Source organism: Acinetobacter variabilis, from assembly GCF_000369625.1.
In the GTDB taxonomy this organism is placed as follows: Bacteria; Pseudomonadota; Gammaproteobacteria; order Pseudomonadales; family Moraxellaceae; genus Acinetobacter; species Acinetobacter variabilis.
In genome coordinates, this window is record NZ_KB850112.1 from 625211 (window position 1) to 650862 (window position 25652).

Consider the following 25652-nt stretch of genomic DNA (forward strand, 5'->3'; position numbering starts at 1 on the left):
TATTAGGGAAAAGGTTTAATCATTGGCCCAAGCCGTGTAAAATTCTAGGTGATTTTTTATTTATCCACCGTTTTTATCTTTTGAGGTTCTCCCTCGATCATAATCTCGCGGTGACATGCTCCATGGTACGGGGCATCACTCCTTAAGGATTTCATATGCCAATTATCACTTTGCCAAATGGCGATCAAAAACAGTTTGATCACGCCGTATCTGTGATGGAAGTTGCTCAAAGCATCGGTCCTGGTCTAGCAAAAAATACTGTTGCAGGTCGTGTAAACGATCGTCTAGTGGACGCGTGCGATCTGATTACTGAAGACGCAACCTTACAAATCATCACGCCTAAAGATGAAGAAGGTGTCGAAATTATTCGTCACTCTTGCGCACACTTGGTGGGTCATGCCGTTAAGCAATTGTTCCCAGAAGCAAAGATGGTCATTGGTCCAGTCATTGAAGAAGGTTTCTACTATGACATCTGGATGCCACGTCCATTTACTTTAGATGACATGGCTGCGATTGAAGAGCGTATGAAAAAGCTCATTGATCAAGACTATGATGTCGTGAAAAAAATGACCCCACGTGATGAAGTGATTGCAGAATTCACAGCCCGTGGTGAAGAATACAAATTGCGCCTGATCGCAGACATGCCTGAAGAAACTCAAATGGGCCTGTACTACCATCAGGACTATCTGGATATGTGCCGTGGTCCGCACGTACCAAATACCAAATTCTTAAAATCATTCAAGCTGACTAAAATCTCCGGTGCTTATTGGCGCGGTGATGCGAAAAACGAACAGCTGCAACGGATCTATGGTACAGCTTGGGCTGACAAGAAACAGCTCGCAGCTTATATCAAACGTATTGAAGAAGCTGAAAAACGCGATCACCGTAAAATTGGTAAAGCCTTAGACTTGTTCCATATGCAGGAAGAAGCACCAGGTATGGTGTTCTGGCATCCGAACGGCTGGACCATTTATCAAGTGCTTGAACAATACATGCGTAAAGTTCAGCAAGAAAATGGTTACCTTGAAATCCGTACACCACAAGTAGTTGATTTCACGCTTTGGGAAAAATCAGGTCACGCAGCGAACTATGCTGAAAACATGTTTACGACTCATTCAGAGAACCGTAACTATGCCGTGAAACCGATGAACTGTCCTTGTCATGTGCAAGTGTTCAACCAGGGCTTAAAATCATATCGTGATCTTCCAATCCGTTTAGCGGAGTTTGGTTCATGTCACCGTAACGAGCCGTCAGGTTCTTTACACGGCATTATGCGTGTACGTGGCTTTACCCAAGATGATGCGCATATTTTCTGTACCAAAGAACAAATCGGTACTGAAGTTGCAGACTTTATCAAATTGACACTAGACGTATACAAAGATTTTGGCTTTGAAGAAGTACAAATGAAGTTGTCGACACGTCCTGAAAAACGTGTGGGTGATGATGCACTTTGGGATATGGCAGAAAAATCTTTGGCAGATGCTTTAGATGCTGCTGGCCTGGATTGGGATTTACAACCAGGTGAAGGTGCATTCTACGGTCCGAAGATCGAATTCTCATTGAAAGACTGCTTAGGCCGAATCTGGCAGTGCGGTACCATTCAATGTGACTTCAACCTTCCAGAACGTCTGGATGCCTCTTATGTCACTGAAGATAACGATCGTGATCAGCCTGTAATGTTGCATCGTGCAATTCTTGGCAGTTTCGAACGTTTTATTGGTATACTGATTGAGCACTACGCGGGCTTTATGCCACCTTGGTTATCACCAGTGCAAGCGTGTGTAATGAATATTACTGATGCTCAAGCCGAGGCTTGTGAGTCAGTCGTCGCGAAACTTAAAGAAAACGGAATTCGTGCAATTTCTGACTTGAGAAATGAGAAAATCGGCTTTAAGATTCGTGAACGTACTTTAGAGCGTATTCCTTACTTATTGGTACTTGGGGACCGTGAGGTAGAGGAAGGTACGGTGAATGTCCGTACCCGCTCAGGAAAAAATTTGGGTACTATGTCAATCGACGCTTTCGTTGACTTAGTAAAAGCAGCCGTAGCCGAACGCGGCCGGTACATTGTGGAGTAACAGCGATTAAACAGCCTGACCGTAATCAACAGGGCGGAAAATCAAACCGTCCTGCCTTGAATGATGAAATTCGTGCAAAAGAAGTCCGTCTTGTAGACGAAAATGGTGAGCAAAAAGGTATTGTTAACCTTGCAGAAGCATTGCGCGCAGCTGAAGCTGCCGATCTTGATCTTGTTGAGATCGTAGCCAATGCTGAGCCACCTGTCTGCAAAATCATGGACTTCAACAAGCATTTGTTTGATCTGAAACAAAAGCAGAAAGAAGCGAAGAAAAAACAGCATCAAGTCCAGGTGAAAGAAATCAAGCTACGTCCTGCGACAGATGTAGGTGATTACAACGTAAAACTACGTGCAATCATCAAATTCCTTGAAGAAGGAAACAAGGTAAAAATTACCCTGCGTTTCCGTGGTCGTGAAATGGCTCACCAGCAACTGGGTCTGGCTCAACTGCAAAAAGTTGAAGCAGACGTAGTTGAATATGGTGTAGTTGAACAAGCACCAAAAATGGAAGGTCGTCAAATGGGTATGCTGCTTGGTCCTAAAAAGAAAAAGTAAGCATCTCTTGATGAAAAAAGCCCTGTATTTGCAGGGCTTTTTTATGAGGTAACTTAATCTTTTATTGAGCAGGGTAGGATTTTCCTGCTTCTACAATCGGAATATTGGCCTCAGTGGGTACATAAATTATTTGTTGAATACGACCTTCTCGTAGGGCTTCACCAAATGCACCAATAAATTCCTGCTTGCGATATTCAGGATAATCTTTAGCTGCCTGCCCAACGAGTTTAATGGCTTCTGCACGCAGTTTGGCACTTTCCAGTTCCGCTTTTGCAACTTGCACTTGAATCATTTTGGATTGTTCTGCTTCAGCCAATGCTGCCTGACCATCCATGCCTTGTTTCCAAACTTTATAATGTGGCCAGCCAAACAATAGCAGTAAAATGACAATCAATAAAAAGAACAGCAAGCTCAATAGCATGAAAGGACTCAGGGCGTTGCGACGGACATAATTCATAGTGCACCTACGGCAGATTTTCTTATCTATGGTATTTATTGAATGTTTTATTCTGTTTCAGAAAAAGCATAGCCGAAATTTTATGTAAATCAAATATATGTAGTGATAGGGGAAAGTCCTAACCAGAACACCATTTTTTTAATAACTGCTTTTATCCTTTGAAATCTGATGAGATAAATTTCTTTCAGCTTAACCCATATAATTAAAAGTGTTTTTGAATCAGCCTTTATGATCTTAAATTCCAAGCACTGTACATGGCTTGAATAATTTCCTTAGCTTGCTGACGAGAAAACATCGATAAATGAATCCGGAATAATCTTAAATAGAGCCGGTCGCGCCAACTGGACTGACAAAGAATAAAATCGAGCGTGCCATCTCGCTGATTAATTTGATGAGCGGGAAGTCTGGTTAGCCAGCGTTTGGTACGTGCCTTAATTGAATCATATTGGGGATTGATAAAGCTGTAATGGACGGTTTCACGATATAAACACAGACTGATCTGGTATCCTGCCAAAGTGTAATAAATTGTCCGCGAGGTGATTTTTAGTTTAATGCTATATACCAAGAGCGATAGCATCAGGAAACCTAGCATATAGCCATAAAAGCTTGGAGACTCCTGCCATAAAAATATCAATCCTCGAACAAAACTGGAAGGAGGATCTGAAGTATGAAGGTACAAAGTCATCAAAATCCCAATGGGATAGCAAAGAAGGAGAAGTCCCATATGTTTCATCGTCTGGTCACTTTGATGAAACAGAATGATGTCTGATGTGTTCATATTGTTATTTTTATGATGGATGAAAATTGAACACTTTCAAGCTTAAGGATTCTGTCTAGGACTTACGCACTATTATTTATAGATTTTCTGTGGCAGCAGATGATTCTTATCGAGAATAAATTCATCAATAAAGTTCTTGATAATTGGTCTAAATAATTTCTTCTGCCAACGATATACATTTTCAAAGATCCGCTCAAACTGGTTCTTTTGTATCTCAACATAGGCCATCAAGGCTGAGAAAATATGATTCAAAATCAGCTTGGATCGTCTTACTTGAAACTTTTCAATATGACAAACCTGTTTAATTACTCGATGATATTGTTCTATTTTCCAATGACTTGAATGTAATTCATAAAAACCATCAAAGGACAATAAATCATCTTCATCTTGATGCACAATATAAAATCTCTGCTGTTCTTTTAACTGAGTCTTAAATAATTGTACAAAGCCAACATCTTTGAGCCAGACCACTTGACCCTGATGAAAATTCGGCAATAAACGGAGTTGAAACCATTGTCCTTTTTCAGGGGAAACCTTACGGTTACTGTCGACACCAAACATAAATCGAATACCATGTTTTCTTATGGTTTTTAGATTTTCAGTCGATGAATACCAACTATCACCTGTAATGAATTGAATCTTTGCACCCCAATCGAGTACTTCACTTAACATCTCCATAAAGTAATCATTCTTGGTTTTACTTTCTGACTTATCATAAATTCGAAAATTAATTGGAATATTTTTGCCATGTTGATCTGTCGCATACAAGGTAATGAGATTAATACCCTTGACGGATCGGTGGTGTTTACCTGACCAAAAATAGCTAACTAAGTCCATATGTTGACTATATGGCTTATCTAAAACAGTATCATCAATACTGACTATAAGTTTATTATTATCAATGTGTTGAATTGCTTCTTGATATAGATCGCGAGCTGTGTAGTCTTCACGCTCCAAAAAGCGATTTACACTGTCATGCGAGATATTATAAGTCTCGGCAAGTTGTGTGCAGCTAATAGAGTTTGGTTCTGTCATGAGAAAGCCCATATAAATGGGTAATGTACAAGTTGCTGTAGAAGCATGTTTAGTTCGTCTGATCACAGATACGTTATAAAGTAGTTTGAGACTTTTTTAAATCCCTCAATGCGTAAGTCCTACTGTCCTAAAAAAGAAAGACCCGTTCGGGCCTTTCTTTTGATTGTTGATCAGCTTTGCTGCTCGTTAGATTTATTTTTTTCAGCTAACAGTTTTTTGCCAATCGGAATCTGACGAGGCAATTTTTCTTCCGGCACATTGCGCTGCAATTCGATTTTCAATAAACCATTTTCAAATTCAGCGTGTTGTACCTCTACATGTTCATCCAGACGTAAAGACAGCTTGAATGAACGGTGGGCGATACCTTTATGTAGGAATTCCACAGCCGTATCTGAATTTTCTTCCATCGCTTTACCGCTAATGGTCAGAACCTGATTTTCCAGATTGATCTCTAGCTGGTCTTCATTGAATCCGGCAGCAGAAACTACAATGCGGTAATTGTTGTCGCCGGTTTTTTCAATGTTGTAATGCGGATAGTTTGGTGCCTCACTTTGCATTGCATAATCAAAAAGGTCATTAAAGCGGTCAAAACCGATACTACGACGGAATAGTGGGCTAAGACTGAAATTGCTCATTGATCTTACCTCCTGATCTCAGAAAAGTTTTATAAACAACATGCAATTCTTAAATATGAACTCAGTGATTAGAAACAATCTCCTGAATAGATCATTGCTCTATTTCTAATATAGGATTGAGGCGAAGCTTTTCAAGACTCAAGATTTAAAAATATTTGAACCCATCTTGAGCTAAAAATAATGCTTTGAATTTAGCGATTTTACTGCCGAATCTATAACAAAATATGCGGAAGTGGGGCTTTAAATCATGCTATAACTAGATCAAGTTTCAATAATGTCATGTAAAAACGAAAAGGTAACAGGTAATCACATGATTGATCTATATTATTGGGGAACGCCCAATGGACATAAAATTACCATCGCATTAGAAGAAATGGGCTTGGAATATAAAATTTTCCCAATCAATATTCTGGAAAATGACCAGTTTCAACCTGATTTTTTACGTATCTCTCCGAACAATAAAATTCCTGCGATCGTGGATCAGGATGGCCCGCGTGGCGAACCGATTTCAGTTTTTGAATCTGGCGCGATTCTGCAATATTTGGGTCGTAAAACCGGCCTGTTTTATCCGGATGATGAGCAGCAACGTGTTGAAGTTGAGCAATGGCTAATGTGGCAAATGGGTGGCTTGGGTCCGATGCTGGGACAGAATCATCATTTTAGCCGTTTCGCTCCTGAGCGTATCCCGTATGCCACTGATCGTTATGTCAATGAAACCAAGCGTCTATACGGGGTTCTGAACAAACAGCTGATTGGTCAGAAGTATGTAGCCGGTGAGTATTCGATTGCGGATATGGCTATTTTGCCATGGGTGTTACGTCATGAATGGCAGCAGATTGATCTGGCAGATTATCCGGAAGTACAGGAATATGTGACACGCCTGACTGCGCGTCCAGCGGTGCAAAGAGCGTTAGCAATACAGGTCAGATAAGTCTGGCCTTTGTGCTAAACTAGATAAAAGTAGATTAAACCACCTTTGGGTGGTTTTTTATTGGGTGAGTGTATGAAAGATTTTTTCCTGAACTTTACTAAAATCGTGGAAACGAATCCTCGAATTTACTGGAGTATTATTTTCGGTATTGCGGCTTGTCTGCTGCTGTTCATTGCTGAAATTGTGCATGTGGATCAGGTGATCAGCGCCTTGAATACCAAAGATCGCCAGATTTTAAATGCAGCTCTTGAGCCGATCACCCAGAAATATCAATGGTCACGTATTTTGGTCATGGTTATGGCTATATTCTGGGCGAATTGGGAATATCTTAAAGCCAAGAAAAAACTGGGTTTAAGCCGTTAGTCTCGGGATGTCCCTGTTTCTGCTCTTTCTTGCCGCTTTTGGTGCAGCCACTTTATTACCGCTGCAGTCGGAAGCGGTTTTGCTGGGTTTATTATGGCAAGGGAGCTATTCGGCGGCTTTACTTATCATGATCGCAAGTGCTGGAAATATCTTGGGTTCCTGTGTGAACTGGTATCTGGGGTTTAAGATTGAGCAATATAAACATAAAAAATGGTTTCCAGTCTCTGAGCAGCAGATGCTTAAAGCCCAAAGTACCTATCAGAAATACGGCTATTGGTCATTATTGCTGAGCTGGGTGCCGATTATTGGCGATCCAATTACGTTAATTGCTGGCTTGCTCAAGGAAAATTTTGCCCGTTTTATCTTGATAGTCAGTGTCGCCAAAATAGGACGTTATTTATTTGTCTATTGGGCGTATGCGATGTTTTAAAAAAGAGGCGTAAAGCCTCTTTTTATTTGTATTCATCATTAGTGCACAATATTTTCCTGATTGAAAATCCTACGCACATCAGAACTAAAAATTATTTTTCAGTCCCTTTGGTAATATCAATTCCAAACAGATCCTTGGTTCTTGCCCAGCTGATGGCCACCACCAGTAGGGTCATGCTGCCACCAAACACTGTAGCCATAATTGTGCCCATATATTTCGCAGCCAGACCGGACTCAAAAGCACCCAGTTCATTACTGGATGAGACAAACATGCCGTTTACTGCAGCAACCCGGCCACGCATATTATCGGGTGGGTAAATCTGTAAAATCGTCTGGCGAATCACTACAGAAATACTGTCACAGGCGCCAGTCATGGCAAGAGCAAACAGAGATAGCCACATCGAGTTAGAAAAGGCGAATAGCAGGGTAAAGACTCCGAATCCTGCGACTGCAAGCAGCATATTACGCCAGGCATGTTGCGTAGGCGGAAAACGGGTCAGGGCAATCATGGTTATCAGTGCGCCAATTGAAGGGGCAGCCCGTAAATACCCCAAACCTTCAGGACCAACCTTTAAAATATCCTCTGCAAAAATCGGTAAGAGGGCAATCACCCCACCAAACAGTACCGAAACCAGATCTAGGGAAATCGACCATAGTACAATTTTGCTGTTCCAGATAAAACGGAAACCATCACCCAGACTATGCAGGACATTTTCAGTTTCAATTTTAGGAAAATCGCGCTTTTGCAATAAGTTAATCAGAACAAAACAGATGCTGACCAGTACTGCGACAGTTAGAAGACTGGTTTCCCGACCTAAAAACGCCAGCATAAAACCACCGAGCATCGGCCCGATAATTACCCCACTTTGCCAGCCAATAGTGGTCCAGGTCGCTCCATTGGCATAAAGTGCACGTGGAATCAGAAAGGGTTTCAGTGAAGTTGCTGAAGGATTATAAAAGCCACGAATGGTACCCAGACAGAAAATGACGGCATAAATTCCCCAAGACAATTGACTGGCGCTGAGGTTTCCCAAGCCGTGATAATGAAACAGTGACCAGAGAATAAGCGGCATCGGAATGGCGAAAAATAAACAGATTTTCATAATAGTCTGTTTATTAAAGCGATCCGCGATATATCCGCCCCATAAGGAGAGGGAAATAAAAGGAATGGCTTCTGCCAGACCAATCAGTCCTAAGGTTAGCGGGTCTTTGGTAATCTGATATAGAGAATAGGCAACAATAATTTCCTGAATCAGAATGGCTAAAGTCAGGCAAAACTGATTTAAGGTGACAATAGAAAAGTCTCGATAACGGAGTGCGGCAAACGCATCGGGCTGAATGTGCATAAAGAGCTGCAACTGAAAAAATTGACAAATTATAAAGTGATATCGCAAGCAGTATATAAATTCATCATCCAATTCTTATCGTAAAAAATGTTAAGTTTGCAGATTCATCAAGAAAAAAAGACTAGTGCTTTTGTTTTAAGCAAAGATGCATTAGAATATCGGCTCCCTTACCTGCAGGGCGTTCTTGCAATGGTGCAGACGTGCCGAACAGGTGTTCAAAAGAGGTTGTTATGCCTAAGATGAAAACTCGCCGTGGTGCAGCTAAACGCTTCAAAGCGACTGCTAACGGTTTTAAGCGTAAACAAGCGTTCAAACGCCACATTTTGACCAAAAAATCTGCTAAGCGTATTCGTCAATTGCGCGGCTGTGTAATGGTTCACGTAAGTGACGTTGCTTCAGTTCGTCGTATGTGCCCGTACATCTAAGGAGATTATAAATGGCTCGTGTAAAACGTGGTGTACAGGCTCATCGCCGTCACAAAAAAATTCTTGCTCGCGCTAAAGGTTACTATGGTGCTCGTTCACGCGTTTACCGCGTAGCGTTCCAAGCGGTAATCAAAGCTGGTCAATACGCTTACCGTGACCGTCGTCAGAAGAAACGTCAATTCCGTGCTCTATGGATTGCGCGTATCAACGCTGGTGCACGTCAAAACGGTTTATCGTACAGCCGTATGATCGCTGGCTTGAAAAAAGCTCAGGTTATCATCGACCGTCGCGTACTTGCTGACATCGCTATGCATGACGCAGTTGCGTTTGCAGCTCTAGCTTCTAAAGCTAAAGATGCGTTGGCTGCATAAGTCTTTATGACTTAGAAAAAAGACCGCTTTTAGCGGTCTTTTTTTATGCTTAAATGAAATCAGTGGGATCTTTGATTTTTTTAAATCATTTATTTATTGATTTGGTGGAGATTAAGTCTCCACCAAGCCAAAGTGATTATTTATAGACAATATATTTTATTAAAGCCCGAAATAGTAGCCAATCAAACAGATCACAATCGTGATCAGAATCAGTTTGATCACACTTGAAGCACCGGTTTTATGGTGACTTTGTGGTCGTTCGGCTTTAGAGACTTTGACTGCGCGATCTTCAGTATTCATGCCCGCAAAAGGATCAGGCGCCACTTTAGGAGTAAGTTGTGCAGTTTTATAATGATTGGCCACTTTCACAATAAACTTGGCACTGATTTCATCAATTTTTTGCGCAAAGTGGCGCAGGTTTAATTGCTGCTCCGGATTTAGTACCTGACCATCATCATTATAAGGGTGTTGAATCTTAGTCTGAATAAAATCACTTAATGCATCCAGACGATATAAGGTCTGATGAGCATAATCAGATGAATAATCCGTTGGAATCAAAGCTAGGTGACTCGGATTTTCTGAGTGAGACTGAATCGTTGGGGTAGTACCGTAATAAGGCAATCCAGTATAAGCAGGCTCAGTAAATCCTTGAGCTAAATGGTGTGCAAATAATTCCTGTTCAGTATAGGAATGAATATCATCCCAGTTTGGTTGTACCAGATCAGTATCAATTCTTTTAGCCAGTTTACTGTTCAGTTCATAACGCCAGAATACTTCATGACGTAAAGGTGACTTCTGAGCTTCTGGTGCTTCATAATCATTATCAGCGGTATACCATTCAGCCAGCTCCTTACCGATCATCCAGGCGGTTTTACCTTGAGCATGATGACTGATAATCACATGAGCCAAAGGAACCAGCTCGACATTGGCATTAGGGTTATTTTCATCTTCCAGCAAGTGTGAAGAATGCAGGCTAATACGACGAACACCTTGTTTTTTCAGGCCTTCAAGCCAGATTTGAAAGTGCTGTGCCAGTAAATGCTGGGAAATCAGATCACGAAAAGTTAAATGGTACTGATTAAAAATGGAGTGATTCAGCCAGCGGCTGAAACTGAGATCCTGAGTTAAAAACTCATTGCCATAAGTGACGAGGGTCAGTTGCTGTTTCCAAATTTGATCGAGTGCCATAGTGATTTGATCTGATTGATATTATGTTTATCTTATACTTTTTATAATTCATGATGCTATTCTAATTTTCATTAAAAGCGCACTTCATCAACTCGCCTAAAAACTGTTAGAATATGGGGTTTTTTAAAAATATTTCTAACCTGTTGCTTTGAGAGTTACTATGTCACTGGAAGCCCTGACCACTGAAGCGCTCGCTGCGATTGCAGCAGCTCAAGACCTTGCTGCACTTGATCAAGTACGAGTGCAATTTACGGGGAAAAAAAGCCAGCTCGCGGAACAATCTAAGTCGCTGGGGAAAATGGATCCTGAACAACGTAAAGCGTTTGGGGCACAAATTCATGCAGTTCGTGAAGCTATCACGGGTGCTTTGACACAACGTCAGGCTGAACTGCAGAAAGCTGCACTAGAGCAAAAGCTTGCTAGTGAAACAATTGATATTACCTTGCCCGGTCGTGGCCAACAGGTGGGCAGCATCCACCCAGTGACCCAAGTACAAGAACGTATCTGTCAATTCTTTACCAAAGCAGGTTTTACAGTAGCGACTGGTCCAGAAGTTGAAGATGACTATCACAACTTCGAAGCATTGAATATTCCGGGCCATCACCCTGCACGTGCCATGCACGACACTTTCTACTTTGATGTAAACCATTTATTGCGTACGCATACTTCAGGTGTGCAGATTCGTACCATGGAAACCCAGCAGCCACCAATCCGTATTGTGTGTCCAGGCCGTGTATATCGTTGTGACTCTGACCAGACGCATTCACCAATGTTCCATCAGATCGAAGGCCTATACGTTGCTGAAAATACCAGCTTCGCTGAATTGAAAGGTTTATTGGTTAACCTGCTGAATGAATTCTTCGAAAAAGATTTGAAAGTACGTTTCCGTCCGTCTTATTTCCCGTTCACTGAGCCAAGTGCTGAAGTGGATATTATGGATGAACGTGGCAAGTGGTTAGAAGTTTTAGGTTGCGGTATGGTGCATCCAAATGTACTTCGCGCTGCGGGCATTGATCCCGACAAATACAAAGGCTTTGCATTTGGTTTAGGTGTAGAACGTTTTGCAATGTTGCGTTATGGCATTAATGACCTGCGTATGTTCTATCAAAACGATGTGCGTTTCTTACGCCAGTTTGCTTAAAGGATTTAAACCTCTCCCTGACCTCTCCTAAAAGGAGAGGGGGCTGTCCTTATGTGACTCAGGGTTCTCCCCCTTTGTAAAAAGGGGGAGTTAGAGGGGGATTTAAAAGATTAATTTATAGGTTTTAAAGAAATGAAAATTAGCGAAAATTGGCTGCGCACATGGGTTAACCCAGCCATCGATAGCGAAAAACTGTCTGACCAGTTGACTATGCTTGGTCTTGAAGTGGATGAAATTGCACCTGCGGCAAAACTGTTTACAGGTGTGGTTGTTGGTGAAGTCCTGACTGTCGAACAGCATCCAGATGCCGACCGTTTACGTGTTACCACTGTAAACATTGGTTCAGGTGAACCTCTACAAATCGTGTGTGGTGCACCTAACGTACGTGCGGGTATGAAAGCACCAGTAGCTACCATCGGTGCAGTATTACCAGGCGATTTTAAAATCAAGAAAGGCAAACTGCGTGGTGTTGAATCTCAAGGCATGCTATGCGGTGCTTCAGAAATCGATCTTGAAGATAAAATCGATGGTTTGTTAGAACTGCCTGCAGATGCACCGGTGGGTGTGAATGTTCGTGAATATTTAGACCTTGATGACAACGTGATTGATATCAGCATCACTCCGAACCGTGGTGACTGTTTCAGCATTCGCGGGATCGCACGTGAAATTGGTGTGATTAACCAGTTGCTGGTAACTCCACCTGGAATTAAAGAAGTAGCTGCAACCATCACCGATCAAAAGCAAGTCGTTGTTGAAACTCAAGGTTGCCCACGTTATTTGGGCCGTATCATCAAAAATGTAAATACCAAAGCACCAACTCCTGAGTGGATGGAACGTGCATTAGTCCGCGCTGGTATCCGTCAGCACAGCATTTTGGTCGATATCACCAACTATGTATTAATGGAACTGGGTCAACCTCTACATGCGTTTGATGGCGGTAAGGTTCAGGGTTCAGTACATGTACGTCAAGCGACTGCAGGTGAAAAGCTTGTTCTATTAAATGAACAGGAAGTTGAACTGCAAGATGATGTGATGGTAATCGCAGATGATGAAAAAGCATTAGCGATTGCAGGGATTATGGGGGGCTTGTCTTCATCAGTAACTGATGAAACCACTGAAATCTTCCTGGAATCAGCATTCTTTGCGCCATTGCATATTGCGGGCCGTGCTCGTCGTTTCGGTCTACATACTGATGCGTCACAACGTTATGAACGTGGTGTCGATTTCGAACTTCCTATGATTGCAATGCATCGTGCTTCTCAGTTGATTGCTGAGCTTGCAGGCGGTGAGTTTGGTCCAATCATTGTAGCTGAAAAAACAGAGCTGTTACCAAAGCGTGAAGCGATTGAGTTAGAACAAGCGCAAGTCGATCAACTATTAGGTTATACAGTTGAATCAGATTTCATTACAGATGCTTTAACGCGTTTAGGTTGTGAAGTGACTGTAAAAGCTGAAGGTCAGTGGTCAGTGATTCCGCCATCCCACCGTTATGACATGGCAATTTACCAAGACCTGATTGAAGAGGTTGCCCGTATTCACGGTTATGACAATATTCAAATCAGCTTACCGGTCATTGATGTGAAATTGGCGAAATATGAAGACCAATTCGAACTGACTCAGCTTCGTCAAACAGCCGTGACCTTGGGCTATCAGGAAGCGATCAGCTTCAGTTTTGCTGACCTGAAACTGGAAAAACAGTTAAATCCAGAAGTCAATCCATTGGCATTGGCTAACCCAATTTCAAGCGATTTGGCAGTGATGCGTTCAACTTTACTGTCTAGCCTGATTCCATGTGTACAGTACAACGTCAATCGCCAGCAGAACCGTGTACGTTTTTTCGAACTCGGTCTGCGTTTTGATTACCAGAATGCGGCTTCAATTCATGATCTGAAACAGATTCCAACTTTTGCCTTGATTGCTACTGGTTCACGTACGCCTGAAACTTGGCATGGTAAAGCACAGCCAATGGATTTCTTTGACTTCAAAGGTGACATTGAGGAAATTCTGGCAGCTGCGCGTCTGGATGTGGAATATGTACGTTCTGAACGTAGCTGGTTACATCCTGGTCAATCTGCAGAAATTTTAGTGAATGGTCAGTCAATTGGTTATTTAGGTCGTTTACATCCCTCACTTGAAGACGAACTCGATTTGGCGACGACTTGGGTCGCTGAATTAGATCAATCGGCTGTTTTGCAAACTTATGTATCTAATTTTACAGAATTATCACGTTTTCCATCGGTTCGACGTGATATTGCGCTTTTAATTAGTGATAAGATTAATGTTAGCGAAATTCAGGGACTTATCGAAAAAACAGGTGGAGAGCTGCTAGGCTCGACATGGTTGTTCGATGTGTACACTGGACAAGGAGTAGAAGAAGGGAAACGCTCACTGGCATTTGCACTTCTCTGGCAGCATCCAAGCCGTACACTGGAAGATGCTGAAATTAAATCAGGTATGGATAATATCCTTCAGGTGTTGGAAAACACTTACCAAGCGACATTGAGGGCTTCATGACAGCATTAACAAAAGCAGAAATGGCTGATCATTTAAGTGAGCTCACGAGTTTAAACCGTCGTGAAGCTAAACAAATGGTCGAGTTGTTTTTCGATGAGATTAGCCAAGCGCTAATCTCGGGCGAACAAGTAAAATTATCGGGTTTCGGTAACTTTGAGTTACGTGATAAGCGCCAACGTCCAGGCCGTAATCCGAAGACGGGTGAAGAGATTCCGATTTCTGCACGCCGTGTTGTTACGTTCCGCGCGGGGCAGAAGTTCCGTCAACGTGTGGGGAATGAGCAGATCAATTGATCTGCTTTTTTTTTATATCTAACATTTTTATTTTTTACATAAAAAAAGAGAGCCAAAGGCTCTCTTTTTTGTACTGAATAATCGTAAAGATTATTGAGCAGCAGCTTCAGAAGCAGCAGTAGCGTCAGCAGCAGCGTCAGTAGCAACAGCAGCAGCAGCGTCAGCTTCAGCAACAGCAGCAGCGTCAGAAGCAGCAACTTCAGAAGTAGCTTCTACAGCAGCAGCGTCAGCAGCAGCTTCAGCTTCAGAAGCAGCTTCTACAGCTTCAGATGCAGCTTGGTTAGCGTCAGCAGCAGCGTCGTCAGCTTTTTTAGCACAACCAACGAAAGCTAAAGTAGTAGCAACTGCAGCAGCAATAGCGATTTTTTTGAATAACATGGCATCACTCTCTAAAAAATTGAGATTAAAAAAAACCAAAGTCAGGCTGTAATATGCTTTTATTATTCCTAATAATGTTAGGGACTAACAACGCAGGAGCAGTCTAACTGGTCTGCAAATATGCTATCACTGCGCATTTTTAATTGCTACTAGGTGAGCATCAAAAACAGCGAAAAAACGATAAAAATTAAGGGTTTTTTAACAGAAAATAACAATTAATTGAAAGATATAGATTGGAGAAAGGCTTATTAAGCTTATAAAAATTATACACTTATTTATTTGTTTACTTTAATAATCAAAAACTTAAAAAGAAGTTTACAGATAACTCAGTACATTGTTTTATTGTGTAACATACGTCAACCATAAAAAAAAGGCCACCTTGAATGGTGACCTTTCTGATAATTTTAGTTCGATGCTTTGCGTTTCATTTGATCAAAAAAATCATCATTGGTTTTGGTTTCTTTCATGCGGTCAAGCAAGAATTCCATCGCGACCAGTTCATCTTGGGTATGCAGAAGTTTACGAAGAATCCAGACTTTACGCAGTTTGTCTTCGGACATTAAACGTTCTTCACGACGCGTACCGGATTTCTTGATATTCATCGCAGGGAATACGCGTTTTTCCGCAATACGGCGATCCAGCGTGATTTCCTGGTTACCTGTACCTTTGAATTCTTCGTAGATCACTTCATCCATTTTACTGCCGGTTTCAATCAGTGCAGTAGAAATGATTGTAAGAGAACCGCCTTCTTCGATATTACGTGCAGCACCAAAGAAACGTTTAGGACGCTCAAGTGCATGTGCATCTACACCACCGGTCAGTACCTTACCTGATGAAGGAATCACAGTGTTATATGCACGTGCCAGACGGGTAATCGAATCCAGCAGAATCACCACATCTTTCTTGTGTTCAACCAGACGTTTAGCTTTTTCAATCACCATTTCAGCCACTTGAACGTGACGGGCAGGGGATTCATCAAAGGTAGAGGCGACCACTTCACCACGAACAGTACGTTCCATTTCGGTGACTTCTTCAGGACGTTCATCAATCAAAAGGACAATCAGGAAGCATTCAGGGTTATTACGAACAATCGATTGCGCGATGTTCTGTAATAGCATGGTTTTACCAGCTTTTGGTGGTGCTACGATAATCGAACGTTGACCTTTACCAATGGGTGCCACCAGATCGACGACACGTGCAGTTAAATCTTCAGTCGTACCATTACCAAGTTCCATCACTAATTGTTCAGTAGGGAACAATGGAGTTAAGTTTTCGAACAGGATTTTATTACGTGAATTCTCTGGGGTATCGTAGTTAATCTGATTGACTTTAAGCAAAGCAAAATAACGCTCACCCTCTTTAGGCGGACGAATGGTTCCCGTAATGGTGTCACCGGTACGCAGGTTAAAGCGTCGAATTTGTGATGGGCTGACATAGATATCGTCAGGACCTGCCAAATAAGAGCCTGCTGCAGAGCGTAAGAAGCCAAAACCATCTGACAAAATTTCTAGAACGCCATCACCAAAAATCTCTTCGCCATTCATCGCATGGCGTTTTAAGATGGCAAAAATAATGTCTTGCTTACGGTTACGAGCCATACCTTCAAGGCCCATAAACTCGGCAATCTTGATGAGTTCGCCAATCGGTTTTTTCTTGAGTTCGGTTAAATTCATAGGTGGTCAGATAGAATCAAAGTTCTAAGGTATAGGTTAGAAAGGGAGTAACATTCGGCCGCATATAAGCATTCAAACGAAAGCAATTGAATTTGCACAAGAACAATTCAGAGGTCTGTTTGATTGTTTCAAAGAGAAATGTGAAAACAATTTCTATTGCCGAGCGGCATGTTATGTAATGTGTCTTGTAAGAAACTGACAGGATTTAGCATCCTTTATCTCTTGAAGTTGAAATATAAGAGAGAAACAGGTTTTTGTCAATTTATAGACGAAAAAAATACGCAACCTTTGGTCGCGTATTTTTAGTTGAACATTTAGTGCTTAGATATTTTGATCAATAAATGCAGTCAATTTAGATTTTGGTGCTGCACCGACTTGAGTCGCTACGACTTCACCATTTTTGAACATCAATAAAGCTGGAATGTTACGGATATTGAAGTTCACAGCAGTTTGTTCGCAAGACGTTACGTCAACTTTGACAATTTTCACTTTGCCTTGATATTCATCAGCCAATACTTCAAGTACAGGGGCAATAGCTTTACATGGTGCACACCAGCCAGCCCAGAAATCAACCAGCACAGGAACGTCTGATTGAAGAACGTCTGCTTCGAAGTTTGCGTCAGTAGTGTTTACGATGTTGCCAGACATAGAGTGCTCCAAAATTAATTTTATAAAGATAACTATAATTATTAGTATTACATAGCCATCTTTAACAATGTAGGGGAATCTGTAAATTTTCAAGCTTTAATGTTGTTTTGTCTAATGGATGATCACGATAGTCACCATCGCCTCATACAATTGTCCTATAAATGAAAAAAATAATTACGCGAAATTGTCCTGACAAATGGCTTTTAAATTGCATGGTTGTGAATTACTCTAAGCACAATTCTTAAAAGGTTTATTTCTAGAATGTCTGATTTTTTGATTGATGAAGAATTACTCGCAGCCATCGATATGGGATCAAACAGTTTTCATTTGGCGATTGCCCGGGTGGATCATGGCGAAGTGAAAAAAGTCGCATCAATGTCAGAAAAGGTTCAGCTTGCTGCGGGACTGGATGAAAATAAAAATTTAACTGAAGCCGCACAGCAGCGTGGTTTAGCTTGTCTGGCCCGTTTTGTCGGACGTTTGGGTTCTGTACAACCAAACCGTTTACGGATTGTGGCAACCAATGCATTACGCCAAGCCAAAAATGGTCATGAGTTCATTCAGAAAGCGGCTGAAATTTTACCAAAACCGATTGAAATTATTGCTGGTCGTGAAGAAGCGCGTCTAATTTATCTCGGTGTGTCACATACCATGCCCAATACTGGCCGTCGTCTGGTGGTAGATATCGGTGGGGGCTCGACTGAACTGATTATCGGGGAAGAATTTGAACCCATTCATACCGAATCAGTTCAGATGGGTTGTGTGACTTTTACCAAGAAATTCTTTGCTGATGGTGAAATTACCCATAAAGCTTTTGATAAGGCAGTGACTGCGGCACGTAAAGAAATTTCAGGCATTGCCAATACTTATAAATCTGCCGGTTGGGATGCGGTGGTTGGTTCGAGTGGTACGATTAAGGCTTGCCGTCAGATCTGTGTCAACATGGGCTGGAGCAATGATAAAGAACAGCTCACTCGTGAAGGTCTGGAAAAACTTAAAGACAAATTATTCAAATATAAGCATGTTTCGGACATGGAATTTGAAGGTCTGAAAGATGACCGCCGTGCAGTCTTGCCTGCAGGAATTGCCATTTTATATGCGGTATTTGATGTACTGAATATTCCACATCTGGTCTATTCAGATGGAGCATTACGTGAAGGTGTGATGTATGACCTCTTGGGTCGTTTCAAGCATGAAGATATACGTGATCGTTCAGTCCATGCCTTGATTGGTCGTTATAATGCCGATGCCAAGCAGGCCGAACGTGTAGTGCAGACTGCACAAAAACTGTTTGATGATGTAGCAGGTGATCTTGGCCTATATAGCGAGGACAGTGATTTACTTCGTCGTGCAGCTTATTTGCACGAAATTGGTTTAGCGATCAGTCATAGTGGTTATCACCGCCACGGTGCCTATTTGTTGCAACATTCTGACATTGCCGGTTTTTCGCAGGTAGATCAGAATTATTTGTCACATTTGGTCGCACATCATCGCCGTAAATTGCGCGCTGATGCCAAGCATGATGTGATGAAAGTCGGTGGAACTAAACTTTTACAGCTGTGTTTGCTGTTGCGTCTGGCGGTTTTGGTCAATCACAGTCGTAGTGATGAGATGCTTCCTGCCATTGAACTTAAGGTCAAGAATGCGCAACAATGGCAGCTCAGCATTTCTGGTGATGCCAAACAATGGCCATTATTGATTGCTGAACTGCATGATGAACAGGTGCAGTTTAAAAATTGGGAGATCGAGCTCTCGGTTCAATCTGAACAATTTGTTAATTAATACCTTTATAGGGATGAAAACGGTTGACCTATGAAAAATAAAGCTACCCCATCAAAAGCATGGACGACAGTACAGATTGCTCGTCATCCGGAACGTCCACAATTTCTGGACTACGTAGGTGAAATATTCACTGAATTTGATGCTTTGCATGGCGACCGTCTCTATGGTGATGATGGCGCAATGATCGGTGGTCTGGCACGTTTCGATGGACAACCAGTGATGATCGTGGGTCAGCACCGTGGTCGTAGTACCCGTGAAAAATTACAGCATAATTTTGGAATGAGTAACCCGGAAGGTTACCGTAAAGCTCAGCGTCTGCTCGATATGGCGGAACGTTTTAATCTGCCAGTCTTCACCTTTATTGATACCATGGGTGCATACCCGGGTGTGGGTGCGGAAGAGCGTGGTCAGGCTGAAGCGATTGCATCGAGTTTGGCACAACTTTCTAATCTGAAAGTACCTGTAATTGCCACTGTTCTGGGTGAAGGTGGTTCAGGCGGTGCACTCGGGATTGGCGTGGCAGATCGTGTAGTGATGCTGTCTCACAGTATTTATTCAGTGATTTCACCGGAAGGTTGTGCGTCTATTCTGTGGAAAACTGCAGAAAAAGCGGAACAAGCCAGTGAAGCTTTGGCATTAACTGCTGAAAAATTGCAGAAGATGGGCATTGTTGAATACGTAGTTGATGAAGGTGAAGGTGCACATCTGGATCCGGATGAAGTCATGTACCAACTGAAAGCAGTCCTGAAAGAAGCTTTAAATGAACTGCAAGCAATGGAACCACAAGCACGATGCGAAGCACGTTACCAACGTTTAATGAAGTTTGGCAGCGACAATTTAGGTCTGGCATCTTAAAGCAACTGCAGGGCTTTCCTGCAGAGACAAAATTTCTAATCGGATGTAGTGGCGGCGTGGATTCCATGCTGTTGCTGCATCTGATGTTTTTTTTGTGCCCGGGAAAAATCCGTGCGATCTATGTTGATCATCAATTGCAAAGTATCAGCGGGGAATGGGGCACTTTTGTCCAGCAACAGTGTCAGCAACTAAATATTCCCTGCATCATTCAGCCGGTCCATGTTGCCAGTGGCAATCTGGAATCTCAGGCTCGCCAATCGCGTTACCAAGCTTATTTACAACATCTTCAGCCCAATGAAGTTCTAGTCTTGGCTCATCATCAGCAGGATCAGGCAGAAACTTTAATGTTGCGCTTACTTTCTGGTGCAGGGATTGATGGTCTGGCCGCCATGAAAGCGATCGATATACGCCACGATTTAACCATTTGGCGGCCACTGCTGGATATTTCCCGTGAGCAGATTTGCCAATGGGCAGCAGATTTAAACATCCAGAATATTGAAGATCCGACCAATCAGAATACCCATTATGACCGTGCTTGGGCACGTCAGGTGCTATGGCCAGTCTTAAGTCATCGCTATCCGAAAATGCAGTCCGCCTTGGCACGTACCAGTGAACTGATGCAAGATGCGCAAAACATTCTGCAAGAAGTATTGGAGCAGGATCTGAAACGCTGTGGCAATGCCGAAATCCTCGATATACCTTCATTCTCAAGTTTATCCAAAGCACGGCAGCGCCAGTTAATCTCGGTCTGGATGAAAGGCGAAGGACAATATCGTCCTTCTCTGGACATGGTTGAGCGTGTACAGACCGAAGTAATCGAAGCGAAACAGGATGCTCAGGCAGCGCTGCATTGGTCGGGCTATTATTACGTGCGTTATCAGCAGCAGTTACATCGCCTAAAAGCTGAAGTTTATCTGGCTGATCAACAGCTAAACGTAGCTGAACAGCAGATCATTTTACAGAATAAAAATCAGGTTCATCTTCCTTCTGGTCAATTCGGGATTCAAAGGGCTGAGATAGGATTGTCTCCCACTTTATTAGGACAACCCTTGTATTTACGTCAACGGAAGGGGGGTGAAAAAATTCATCTCTATGGCCGGATGGGGCACTGGCCGCTCAAAAAAGCCATTCAGGAAGCGCAAATATTTCCCTGGACTCGGCATACTATTCAAATATTAAGCACAGATAATGTTATGCTAGGCGTGTTTACACCTAAAGGATTTTGGTTAGCTCAATCTGCATATTGTGAGGCAGGGGGGTGGCTACCCATTTCGGTTTCTTCAACTTTAGAATTCAACGACGAGCATTAAACATGAGTGCAGCTTTAAATTGTAATATTAGTTTTATTGGTGGCGGTAATATGGCACAAGCCTTGATTGGCGGGCTAATTTCGCAGGGGTTGCCAGCAACGCGTATTACAGTTTCTGATCCGGTTGAGAAAGTACGCTCACTTCTTGCAGAAAAAGAAGTCAATGTCACTGATGATAATATTGCTGCTATTAAAGATGCGGATATCGTCCTGTTTGCAGTCAAACCACAGGTTTTAGCTGGTGTGTTAAAACCACTTCAAGGTTTACTTGCTGGTAAGCTGGTGATTTCAATTGTTGCGGGTGCCGAGATTGCAACACTATCTGTGCTATTGGGTACTGACCGTATTGTCCGTGTGATGCCAAATACACCCGCATTGGTACAGACTGGTGCACATGGTTTATTTGCCAATGCAGAAGTTGGTAGTGATGACCGTGAGCTGGCGAGTCAGATTTTGGCTTCTACCGGCCTGACAATTTGGGTAAACTCAGAAGCTCAGATTGATGCCGTAACTGCTGTGTCTGGTTCAGGGCCTGCTTACTTCTTCTATATGATGGAAAGCATGATTCGTGCAGGCAAGAATTTAGGTCTGGATGAAAAAGTAGCTACTGCATTGACGTTGCAAACTGCTTTGGGGGCAGCGCAAATGGCGATCACCAGTTCTAATACACCAGCAGAGCTGCGTAAGAATGTCACATCTCCGAATGGTACAACTCAAGCGGCATTGGAAGTATTTGATCGCGCGCAAATTTCTCAGAATATTCAGGCAGCGCTTGCTGCTGCGCAAAAACGTAGTCAGGAACTGGCCCAAGAGCTCAGTGACAATAGCAAATAATCTTCAGTTTAATTTTTAGGAACGTTCAAGTATGGGTGCAAATTCTGCGCTAATTTTTGGCATTATCATTAACGTCGCGATTTTGCTCGTATTCTTCCGCTTTTTAATGCAATTGGCCGCGGTGAGTCCTTATAATCCTGTCGTTCTATCTACTGTCAAAGCGACTAAAATTGTAGATGTGTTCGGGCGTATTTTCCCAACCGCAGGTAAAGGCCGGGTGAATACTGCTGCACTGGCACTTTTAGTCGTGCTGTATTTGCTGAAAATTTTTGGCATCATGTATTTGTCCGGGGGAATGCCAAATGGTCCAATCCATTTGCTTATTCTAACCTTCGTCACCATGATGCAGGATTTGATCCGCTTCTGTCGTTACCTGATTTTTGCAACGATTATTTTGAGCTGGGTGGTGATGTTTACCCAATCCCGTTCACCTTATATTGAAGTGGTTCAGGAACTTGCAGAACCATTATTGGCACCGTTCCGCCGTATCATGCCGAATATGGGGATGATCGACCTGTCTCCAATTCTGGCAATTTTGGCATTGATCGTAATTGAAATGATCATGAATCAGGTGGCAATTGTATTGCTAACCGGTCTTTAATCAGATCCCAAAGAAAAAGGACGCCTAAGCGTCCTTTTTTATTTCAAGAAAATTCCCTCTCCTTGTAGGAAAGGGTTAGGGTAAGGTCTATAAATTCAAATAACCTCCATCCCAACCTTCCTCCTAAAAGGAGGAAGGGGCTTTAGTATTAATGCGCTTCATCCCAGTTCATGCCTTTACCAACTTCCACGACCAAAGGCACAGAGATTTCAATCACGGATTGCATCACTTCAGCCAGTTGAGGTGCCAGTTCATCTGCAATTGCTTCATCGACTTCAAATACTAATTCATCGTGGACTTGTAGCAGCATTTTGGCCTGATCTTTAGGTAGCATTTTATCAACCTCAATCATCGCCATTTTAATGATGTCTGCAGCCGAACCTTGTAATGGTGCATTAATCGCAGCACGTTCAGCGGCTTTGCGGACCATCATGTTACGCGTATCGATATCTGGCGTATACAAACGGCGACCCAGAATGGTTTCGACAAAGCCTTGTTCCAATGCAACCTGACGGGTACGCTGCATATATTCATAAATTCCCGGATAGCGGCGGAAATACTGTTTGATATATTCCTGGGATTCCTGACGAGTAAAACCTAACTGACGGGTCAGGCCAAATTCAGACATGCCATAGAGTAGACCGAAGTTCACGGCTTTAGCCTGACGACGCTGATCATTGGTCACTTCTTCAAGCGGGATACCGAGAACTTCAGCTGCGGTACGGCGGTGCACGTCCTGTCCATGGTTAAAGGCATCTACTAGTGCATCATCCTGAGATAAATGTGCCATCAGACGCAATTCAATCTGTGAATAATCGGCTGCGAGTAAGACACGGCCTTCAGGCGCAATAAAGGCCTTACGAATCTGACGACCGATTTCGGCACGAATGGGAATATTCTGCAGGTTTGGATCGGTTGATGATAAACGGCCGGTTGCAGTCAGTGCCTGATGATAACTGGTATGCACACGATGGGTCTCATTATTGGCCTGCTTGCATAGACCATCGGTATAGGTGCTTTTCAGTTTGGACAGACCCCGATATTCCAGAATCAGTTCAGCAATCGGGTGTTCCAGTTTTTCCAGCACACTTTCACTGGTGCTGTACTGACCGGTAGAGGTCTTTTTGCCACCTTTTAGGCCTAGTTTATCAAACAGAACTTCACCGACCTGTTTCGGAGAGCTGACATTAAACGCTTCACCAGCTATTTCCGTGATCTGATTTTCTAGATTCTGCATGGTTTGAGCAAATTCACAACCGAGTTGATCCAAGAAAGCCAGATCCAGTCGGATACCATTTTCTTCCATGCTGGTCAGCACACGCGCTACAGGCATTTCAATATTGTGTAGAATATTGACCAGCTCAGGATAAGTTTGAAGCTTTTTGCTCAGTACTTCAAACAAACGATAGGTCACATGTGCATCTTCTGCGGAGTAGTGTGCTGCGGCTTCGATCTCGATTTTATTGAAAGTTTTTTGTTTGGCGCCTTTACCTGCCACCTGTTCATAGGTCGTGGTTAAGTGGCTTAAGTACAGACGAGCCACATCATCCATGCCATGACGGGTGGCAACCGAGTTGAGCACATAAGAAGCCAGCATGGTATCAAAATACCAGCCCGCCAGATGAATGTCGTGATTTTCCAGAACATGCGCATCATATTTCAGGTGGTGGCCAATTTTCTGAATGGCTTCATCTTCTAAAATCGGTTTGATCTGAGCCAGAATTTCTTCACGATTTAGCTGTTCTGGTGCACCTTCATAATCATGTGCCAATGGTACGTAATAGGCATCCTCTGCATCAAAAGCCACCGAAAAACCGACAATCTGTGCAATACGATAATCCAGGCTGGTGGTTTCAGTATCAAAAGCAAAGCGTTTTTCAGTATTTAAACGTTCAAACAGCTTGTCCCAATCTTCCTGAGTTAATACAGTATGATATGTCGCTTCTCCAAGCTGATCGTTATCACTGCTCAGTGTCGCTTGCTGCTCATCGGCTTCCTGAGGTTCAGGTGCTGCTTTAGCAGTAATCGATTGGGTAGCCTGTTTATAGTTACGATTGTTTGGATTATTCGGATGGTCCAGTGATTGCAGCTGGTTACGGAATTCCAGTTCAGTATAAAGATTACGTAAAGCTTCTACATTTGGGTCCTGAAGTTTCAGGTCATCATAAGTGAAGCTTAAATCCAGATCGCAAATGATGCTGGCCAATTGATGATCCAATGCAATGCCATCGGTATTGTCTTTAATATTCTGACCCACTTTACCTTTGATCTTGTCGACATTTTCCAGAATGCCACCAATCGAGCCATATTCATTGAGTAATTTGGCTGCAGTTTTTGCCCCAATTCCAGGCACACCCATAATACCATCTGAGGCATCGCCCATCAGGGTCAGATAGTCAATGATCTGGTTTGGCCATACGCCAAACTTTTCAAAAACCCCATCAACATCCATTGGTTTTTCTTTGAAACTGTCTTCCAGAGTCACTTTATCAGTTACCAGCTGTGCCATGTCTTTATCACCAGTTGAAATCAGCACCTGATGACCTAAAGCTTCAGCACGTTTAGCCAGTGTACCAATAATGTCATCGGCTTCCGCACCTGGCAGCATATGCAGGGGAATGCCTAATGCGCGAATCAAGGCATGTAAGTATGGAATTTGCTGTGACAGTTCTTCCGGCATGCTCGGACGGTCACCTTTATAAATAGGTGATAGCTCGTGACGGAAAGTCGGTTCAGGCGTGTCGAAAATCACCGCCATATGGGTTGGCTGGGTACGGCGCATCAGTTTTTGAATAGCAGAAATCGCACCACGAATTGCATTGGTGTGCAGACCGGTTGACGTGGTTAATGGTGGTAGTGCATGAAAGGCACGAAATAAAAAGTAAGAGCCATCGACCAAGACAAATGGTGGCATGTAATCAATTCCTTATTCAAAAAACAGTTTTATTGTACGTGATTTTTACTGCACTCGCAGGGGCAAGTCGGTTTCTACAGCTTAGCGAATATCGGGTGAAGATGAAATAAGCAGTACAAG

Annotated in this window: 25 protein-coding genes; 15 read left to right on the forward strand and 10 right to left on the reverse strand. The window is 42.7% G+C overall.

Annotated elements, in window-relative coordinates:
• Positions 1–155 precede the first annotated feature (155 nt).
• Together thrS and infC are read left to right on the forward strand one after the other, a co-directional pair.
• Complete coding sequence (gene thrS, locus F897_RS05570; RefSeq protein WP_004783592.1) at positions 156–2078, forward strand: threonine--tRNA ligase; 1923 nt, start codon at positions 156–158, stop codon at positions 2076–2078.
• Between the two features lie 5 nt (positions 2079–2083).
• The gene (infC, locus tag F897_RS05575; protein ID WP_081402664.1) at positions 2084–2632 is read left to right on the forward strand and encodes a translation initiation factor IF-3; all 549 of its coding nucleotides are present in this window, start codon (positions 2084–2086) and stop codon (positions 2630–2632) included.
• 61 nt (positions 2633–2693) lie between these two features.
• Here infC and F897_RS05580 read toward each other — a convergent pair whose 3' ends face one another.
• The 4 genes from F897_RS05580 to F897_RS05590 all read right to left on the reverse strand — a co-directional run bounded on the left by F897_RS05580 (position 2694) and on the right by F897_RS05590 (position 5537).
• The gene (locus F897_RS05580; RefSeq protein ID WP_373687226.1) at positions 2694–3053 is read right to left on the reverse strand and encodes an SPFH domain-containing protein; all 360 of its coding nucleotides are present in this window, start codon (positions 3051–3053) and stop codon (positions 2694–2696) included.
• A 262-nt stretch (positions 3054–3315) separates the two neighbouring features.
• On the reverse strand, positions 3316–3867 hold the full coding sequence (locus tag F897_RS16970) for a hypothetical protein (RefSeq protein WP_005233918.1): 552 nt from the start codon (positions 3865–3867) through the stop codon (positions 3316–3318).
• A gap of 72 nt (positions 3868–3939) precedes the next feature.
• Complete coding sequence (locus tag F897_RS05585) at positions 3940–4968, reverse strand: IS701 family transposase (protein WP_077067961.1); 1029 nt, start codon at positions 4966–4968, stop codon at positions 3940–3942.
• Positions 4969–5072: 104 nt separating this feature from the next.
• On the reverse strand, positions 5073–5537 hold the full coding sequence (locus F897_RS05590; protein ID WP_005233921.1) for an Hsp20 family protein: 465 nt from the start codon (positions 5535–5537) through the stop codon (positions 5073–5075).
• Between the two features lie 310 nt (positions 5538–5847).
• On the opposite strand from F897_RS05590, the gene F897_RS05595 reads away from it, so the two are divergent.
• The 3 genes from F897_RS05595 to F897_RS05605 all read left to right on the forward strand — a co-directional run bounded on the left by F897_RS05595 (position 5848) and on the right by F897_RS05605 (position 7261).
• Positions 5848–6468 carry a glutathione S-transferase N-terminal domain-containing protein gene (locus F897_RS05595; RefSeq protein ID WP_004783581.1) on the forward strand — a complete coding sequence of 207 codons (621 nt, stop codon included), beginning with the start codon at positions 5848–5850 and terminating at the stop codon, positions 6466–6468.
• Positions 6469–6540: 72 nt separating this feature from the next.
• Positions 6541–6831, forward strand: a complete 291-nt coding sequence (locus tag F897_RS05600; protein WP_034580699.1) for a hypothetical protein — start codon at positions 6541–6543, stop codon at positions 6829–6831.
• Positions 6832–6838: 7 nt separating this feature from the next.
• On the forward strand, positions 6839–7261 hold the full coding sequence (locus F897_RS05605) for a YqaA family protein (RefSeq protein ID WP_005233925.1): 423 nt from the start codon (positions 6839–6841) through the stop codon (positions 7259–7261).
• A gap of 91 nt (positions 7262–7352) precedes the next feature.
• Here F897_RS05605 and F897_RS05610 read toward each other — a convergent pair whose 3' ends face one another.
• Entirely contained in the window at positions 7353–8606 is a 1254-nt protein-coding gene (locus F897_RS05610; protein WP_005233927.1) for an MFS transporter, read from the reverse strand.
• Between the two features lie 230 nt (positions 8607–8836).
• Here F897_RS05610 and rpmI point away from each other — a divergent pair, with 230 nt between their 5' ends.
• Positions 8837–9031 (forward strand): 50S ribosomal protein L35, encoded by a 195-nt coding sequence (gene rpmI / locus F897_RS05615; protein WP_004278281.1) that lies wholly within the window; start codon positions 8837–8839, stop codon positions 9029–9031.
• An 11-nt stretch (positions 9032–9042) separates the two neighbouring features.
• On the forward strand, positions 9043–9402 hold the full coding sequence (gene rplT, locus F897_RS05620; protein ID WP_004647525.1) for a 50S ribosomal protein L20: 360 nt from the start codon (positions 9043–9045) through the stop codon (positions 9400–9402).
• A 159-nt stretch (positions 9403–9561) separates the two neighbouring features.
• On the opposite strand, the gene F897_RS05625 is transcribed toward rplT, so the two are convergent.
• A complete protein-coding gene (locus F897_RS05625; RefSeq protein WP_005233930.1) occupies positions 9562–10590 on the reverse strand; it encodes a hypothetical protein in 1029 nt (342 codons plus the stop codon).
• A 160-nt stretch (positions 10591–10750) separates the two neighbouring features.
• On the opposite strand from F897_RS05625, the gene pheS reads away from it, so the two are divergent.
• From pheS to F897_RS05640, 3 genes are all read left to right on the forward strand, one after another.
• Positions 10751–11731, forward strand: a complete 981-nt coding sequence (pheS, locus tag F897_RS05630; RefSeq protein WP_005233932.1) for a phenylalanine--tRNA ligase subunit alpha — start codon at positions 10751–10753, stop codon at positions 11729–11731.
• Positions 11732–11863: 132 nt separating this feature from the next.
• Positions 11864–14245, forward strand: coding sequence for a phenylalanine--tRNA ligase subunit beta (gene pheT / locus F897_RS05635; RefSeq protein ID WP_005233934.1), 2382 nt, complete (start codon positions 11864–11866; stop codon positions 14243–14245).
• Positions 14242–14538 (forward strand): integration host factor subunit alpha, encoded by a 297-nt coding sequence (locus F897_RS05640; protein ID WP_004783565.1) that lies wholly within the window; start codon positions 14242–14244, stop codon positions 14536–14538. Before pheT ends, F897_RS05640 begins: the two co-directional genes overlap by 4 nt.
• A gap of 90 nt (positions 14539–14628) precedes the next feature.
• Here F897_RS05640 and F897_RS05645 read toward each other — a convergent pair whose 3' ends face one another.
• The 3 genes from F897_RS05645 to trxA all read right to left on the reverse strand — a co-directional run bounded on the left by F897_RS05645 (position 14629) and on the right by trxA (position 17237).
• Positions 14629–14916 carry a hypothetical protein gene (locus tag F897_RS05645; RefSeq protein ID WP_005233936.1) on the reverse strand — a complete coding sequence of 96 codons (288 nt, stop codon included), beginning with the start codon at positions 14914–14916 and terminating at the stop codon, positions 14629–14631.
• A gap of 404 nt (positions 14917–15320) precedes the next feature.
• Positions 15321–16589 (reverse strand): transcription termination factor Rho, encoded by a 1269-nt coding sequence (gene rho / locus F897_RS05650; RefSeq protein WP_004783562.1) that lies wholly within the window; start codon positions 16587–16589, stop codon positions 15321–15323.
• Between the two features lie 321 nt (positions 16590–16910).
• Complete coding sequence (gene trxA, locus F897_RS05655) at positions 16911–17237, reverse strand: thioredoxin (RefSeq protein WP_005233946.1); 327 nt, start codon at positions 17235–17237, stop codon at positions 16911–16913.
• A gap of 261 nt (positions 17238–17498) precedes the next feature.
• Between trxA and ppx the strand changes: the two genes are divergently transcribed.
• From ppx to F897_RS05680, 5 genes are read left to right on the forward strand one after another with little or no spacing between them, the layout of a single operon-like run.
• The gene (gene ppx, locus F897_RS05660; protein ID WP_005233947.1) at positions 17499–19019 is read left to right on the forward strand and encodes an exopolyphosphatase; all 1521 of its coding nucleotides are present in this window, start codon (positions 17499–17501) and stop codon (positions 19017–19019) included.
• Between the two features lie 30 nt (positions 19020–19049).
• Positions 19050–19874, forward strand: a complete 825-nt coding sequence (locus F897_RS05665) for an acetyl-CoA carboxylase carboxyltransferase subunit alpha (protein WP_004783557.1) — start codon at positions 19050–19052, stop codon at positions 19872–19874.
• On the forward strand, positions 19811–21184 hold the full coding sequence (tilS, locus tag F897_RS05670; RefSeq protein WP_082188703.1) for a tRNA lysidine(34) synthetase TilS: 1374 nt from the start codon (positions 19811–19813) through the stop codon (positions 21182–21184). The genes F897_RS05665 and tilS overlap by 64 nt, the downstream gene beginning before the upstream one ends.
• 2 nt (positions 21185–21186) lie before the next feature.
• The gene (gene proC, locus F897_RS05675) at positions 21187–22017 is read left to right on the forward strand and encodes a pyrroline-5-carboxylate reductase (protein WP_005233951.1); all 831 of its coding nucleotides are present in this window, start codon (positions 21187–21189) and stop codon (positions 22015–22017) included.
• A 31-nt stretch (positions 22018–22048) separates the two neighbouring features.
• Positions 22049–22618, forward strand: a complete 570-nt coding sequence (locus F897_RS05680) for a YggT family protein (RefSeq protein WP_004783550.1) — start codon at positions 22049–22051, stop codon at positions 22616–22618.
• Between the two features lie 148 nt (positions 22619–22766).
• Here the strand turns inward: F897_RS05680 and polA are convergent, their stop codons facing one another.
• The gene (polA, locus tag F897_RS05685) at positions 22767–25532 is read right to left on the reverse strand and encodes a DNA polymerase I (protein WP_005233954.1); all 2766 of its coding nucleotides are present in this window, start codon (positions 25530–25532) and stop codon (positions 22767–22769) included.
• Between the last annotated feature and the right edge of the window lie 120 nt (positions 25533–25652).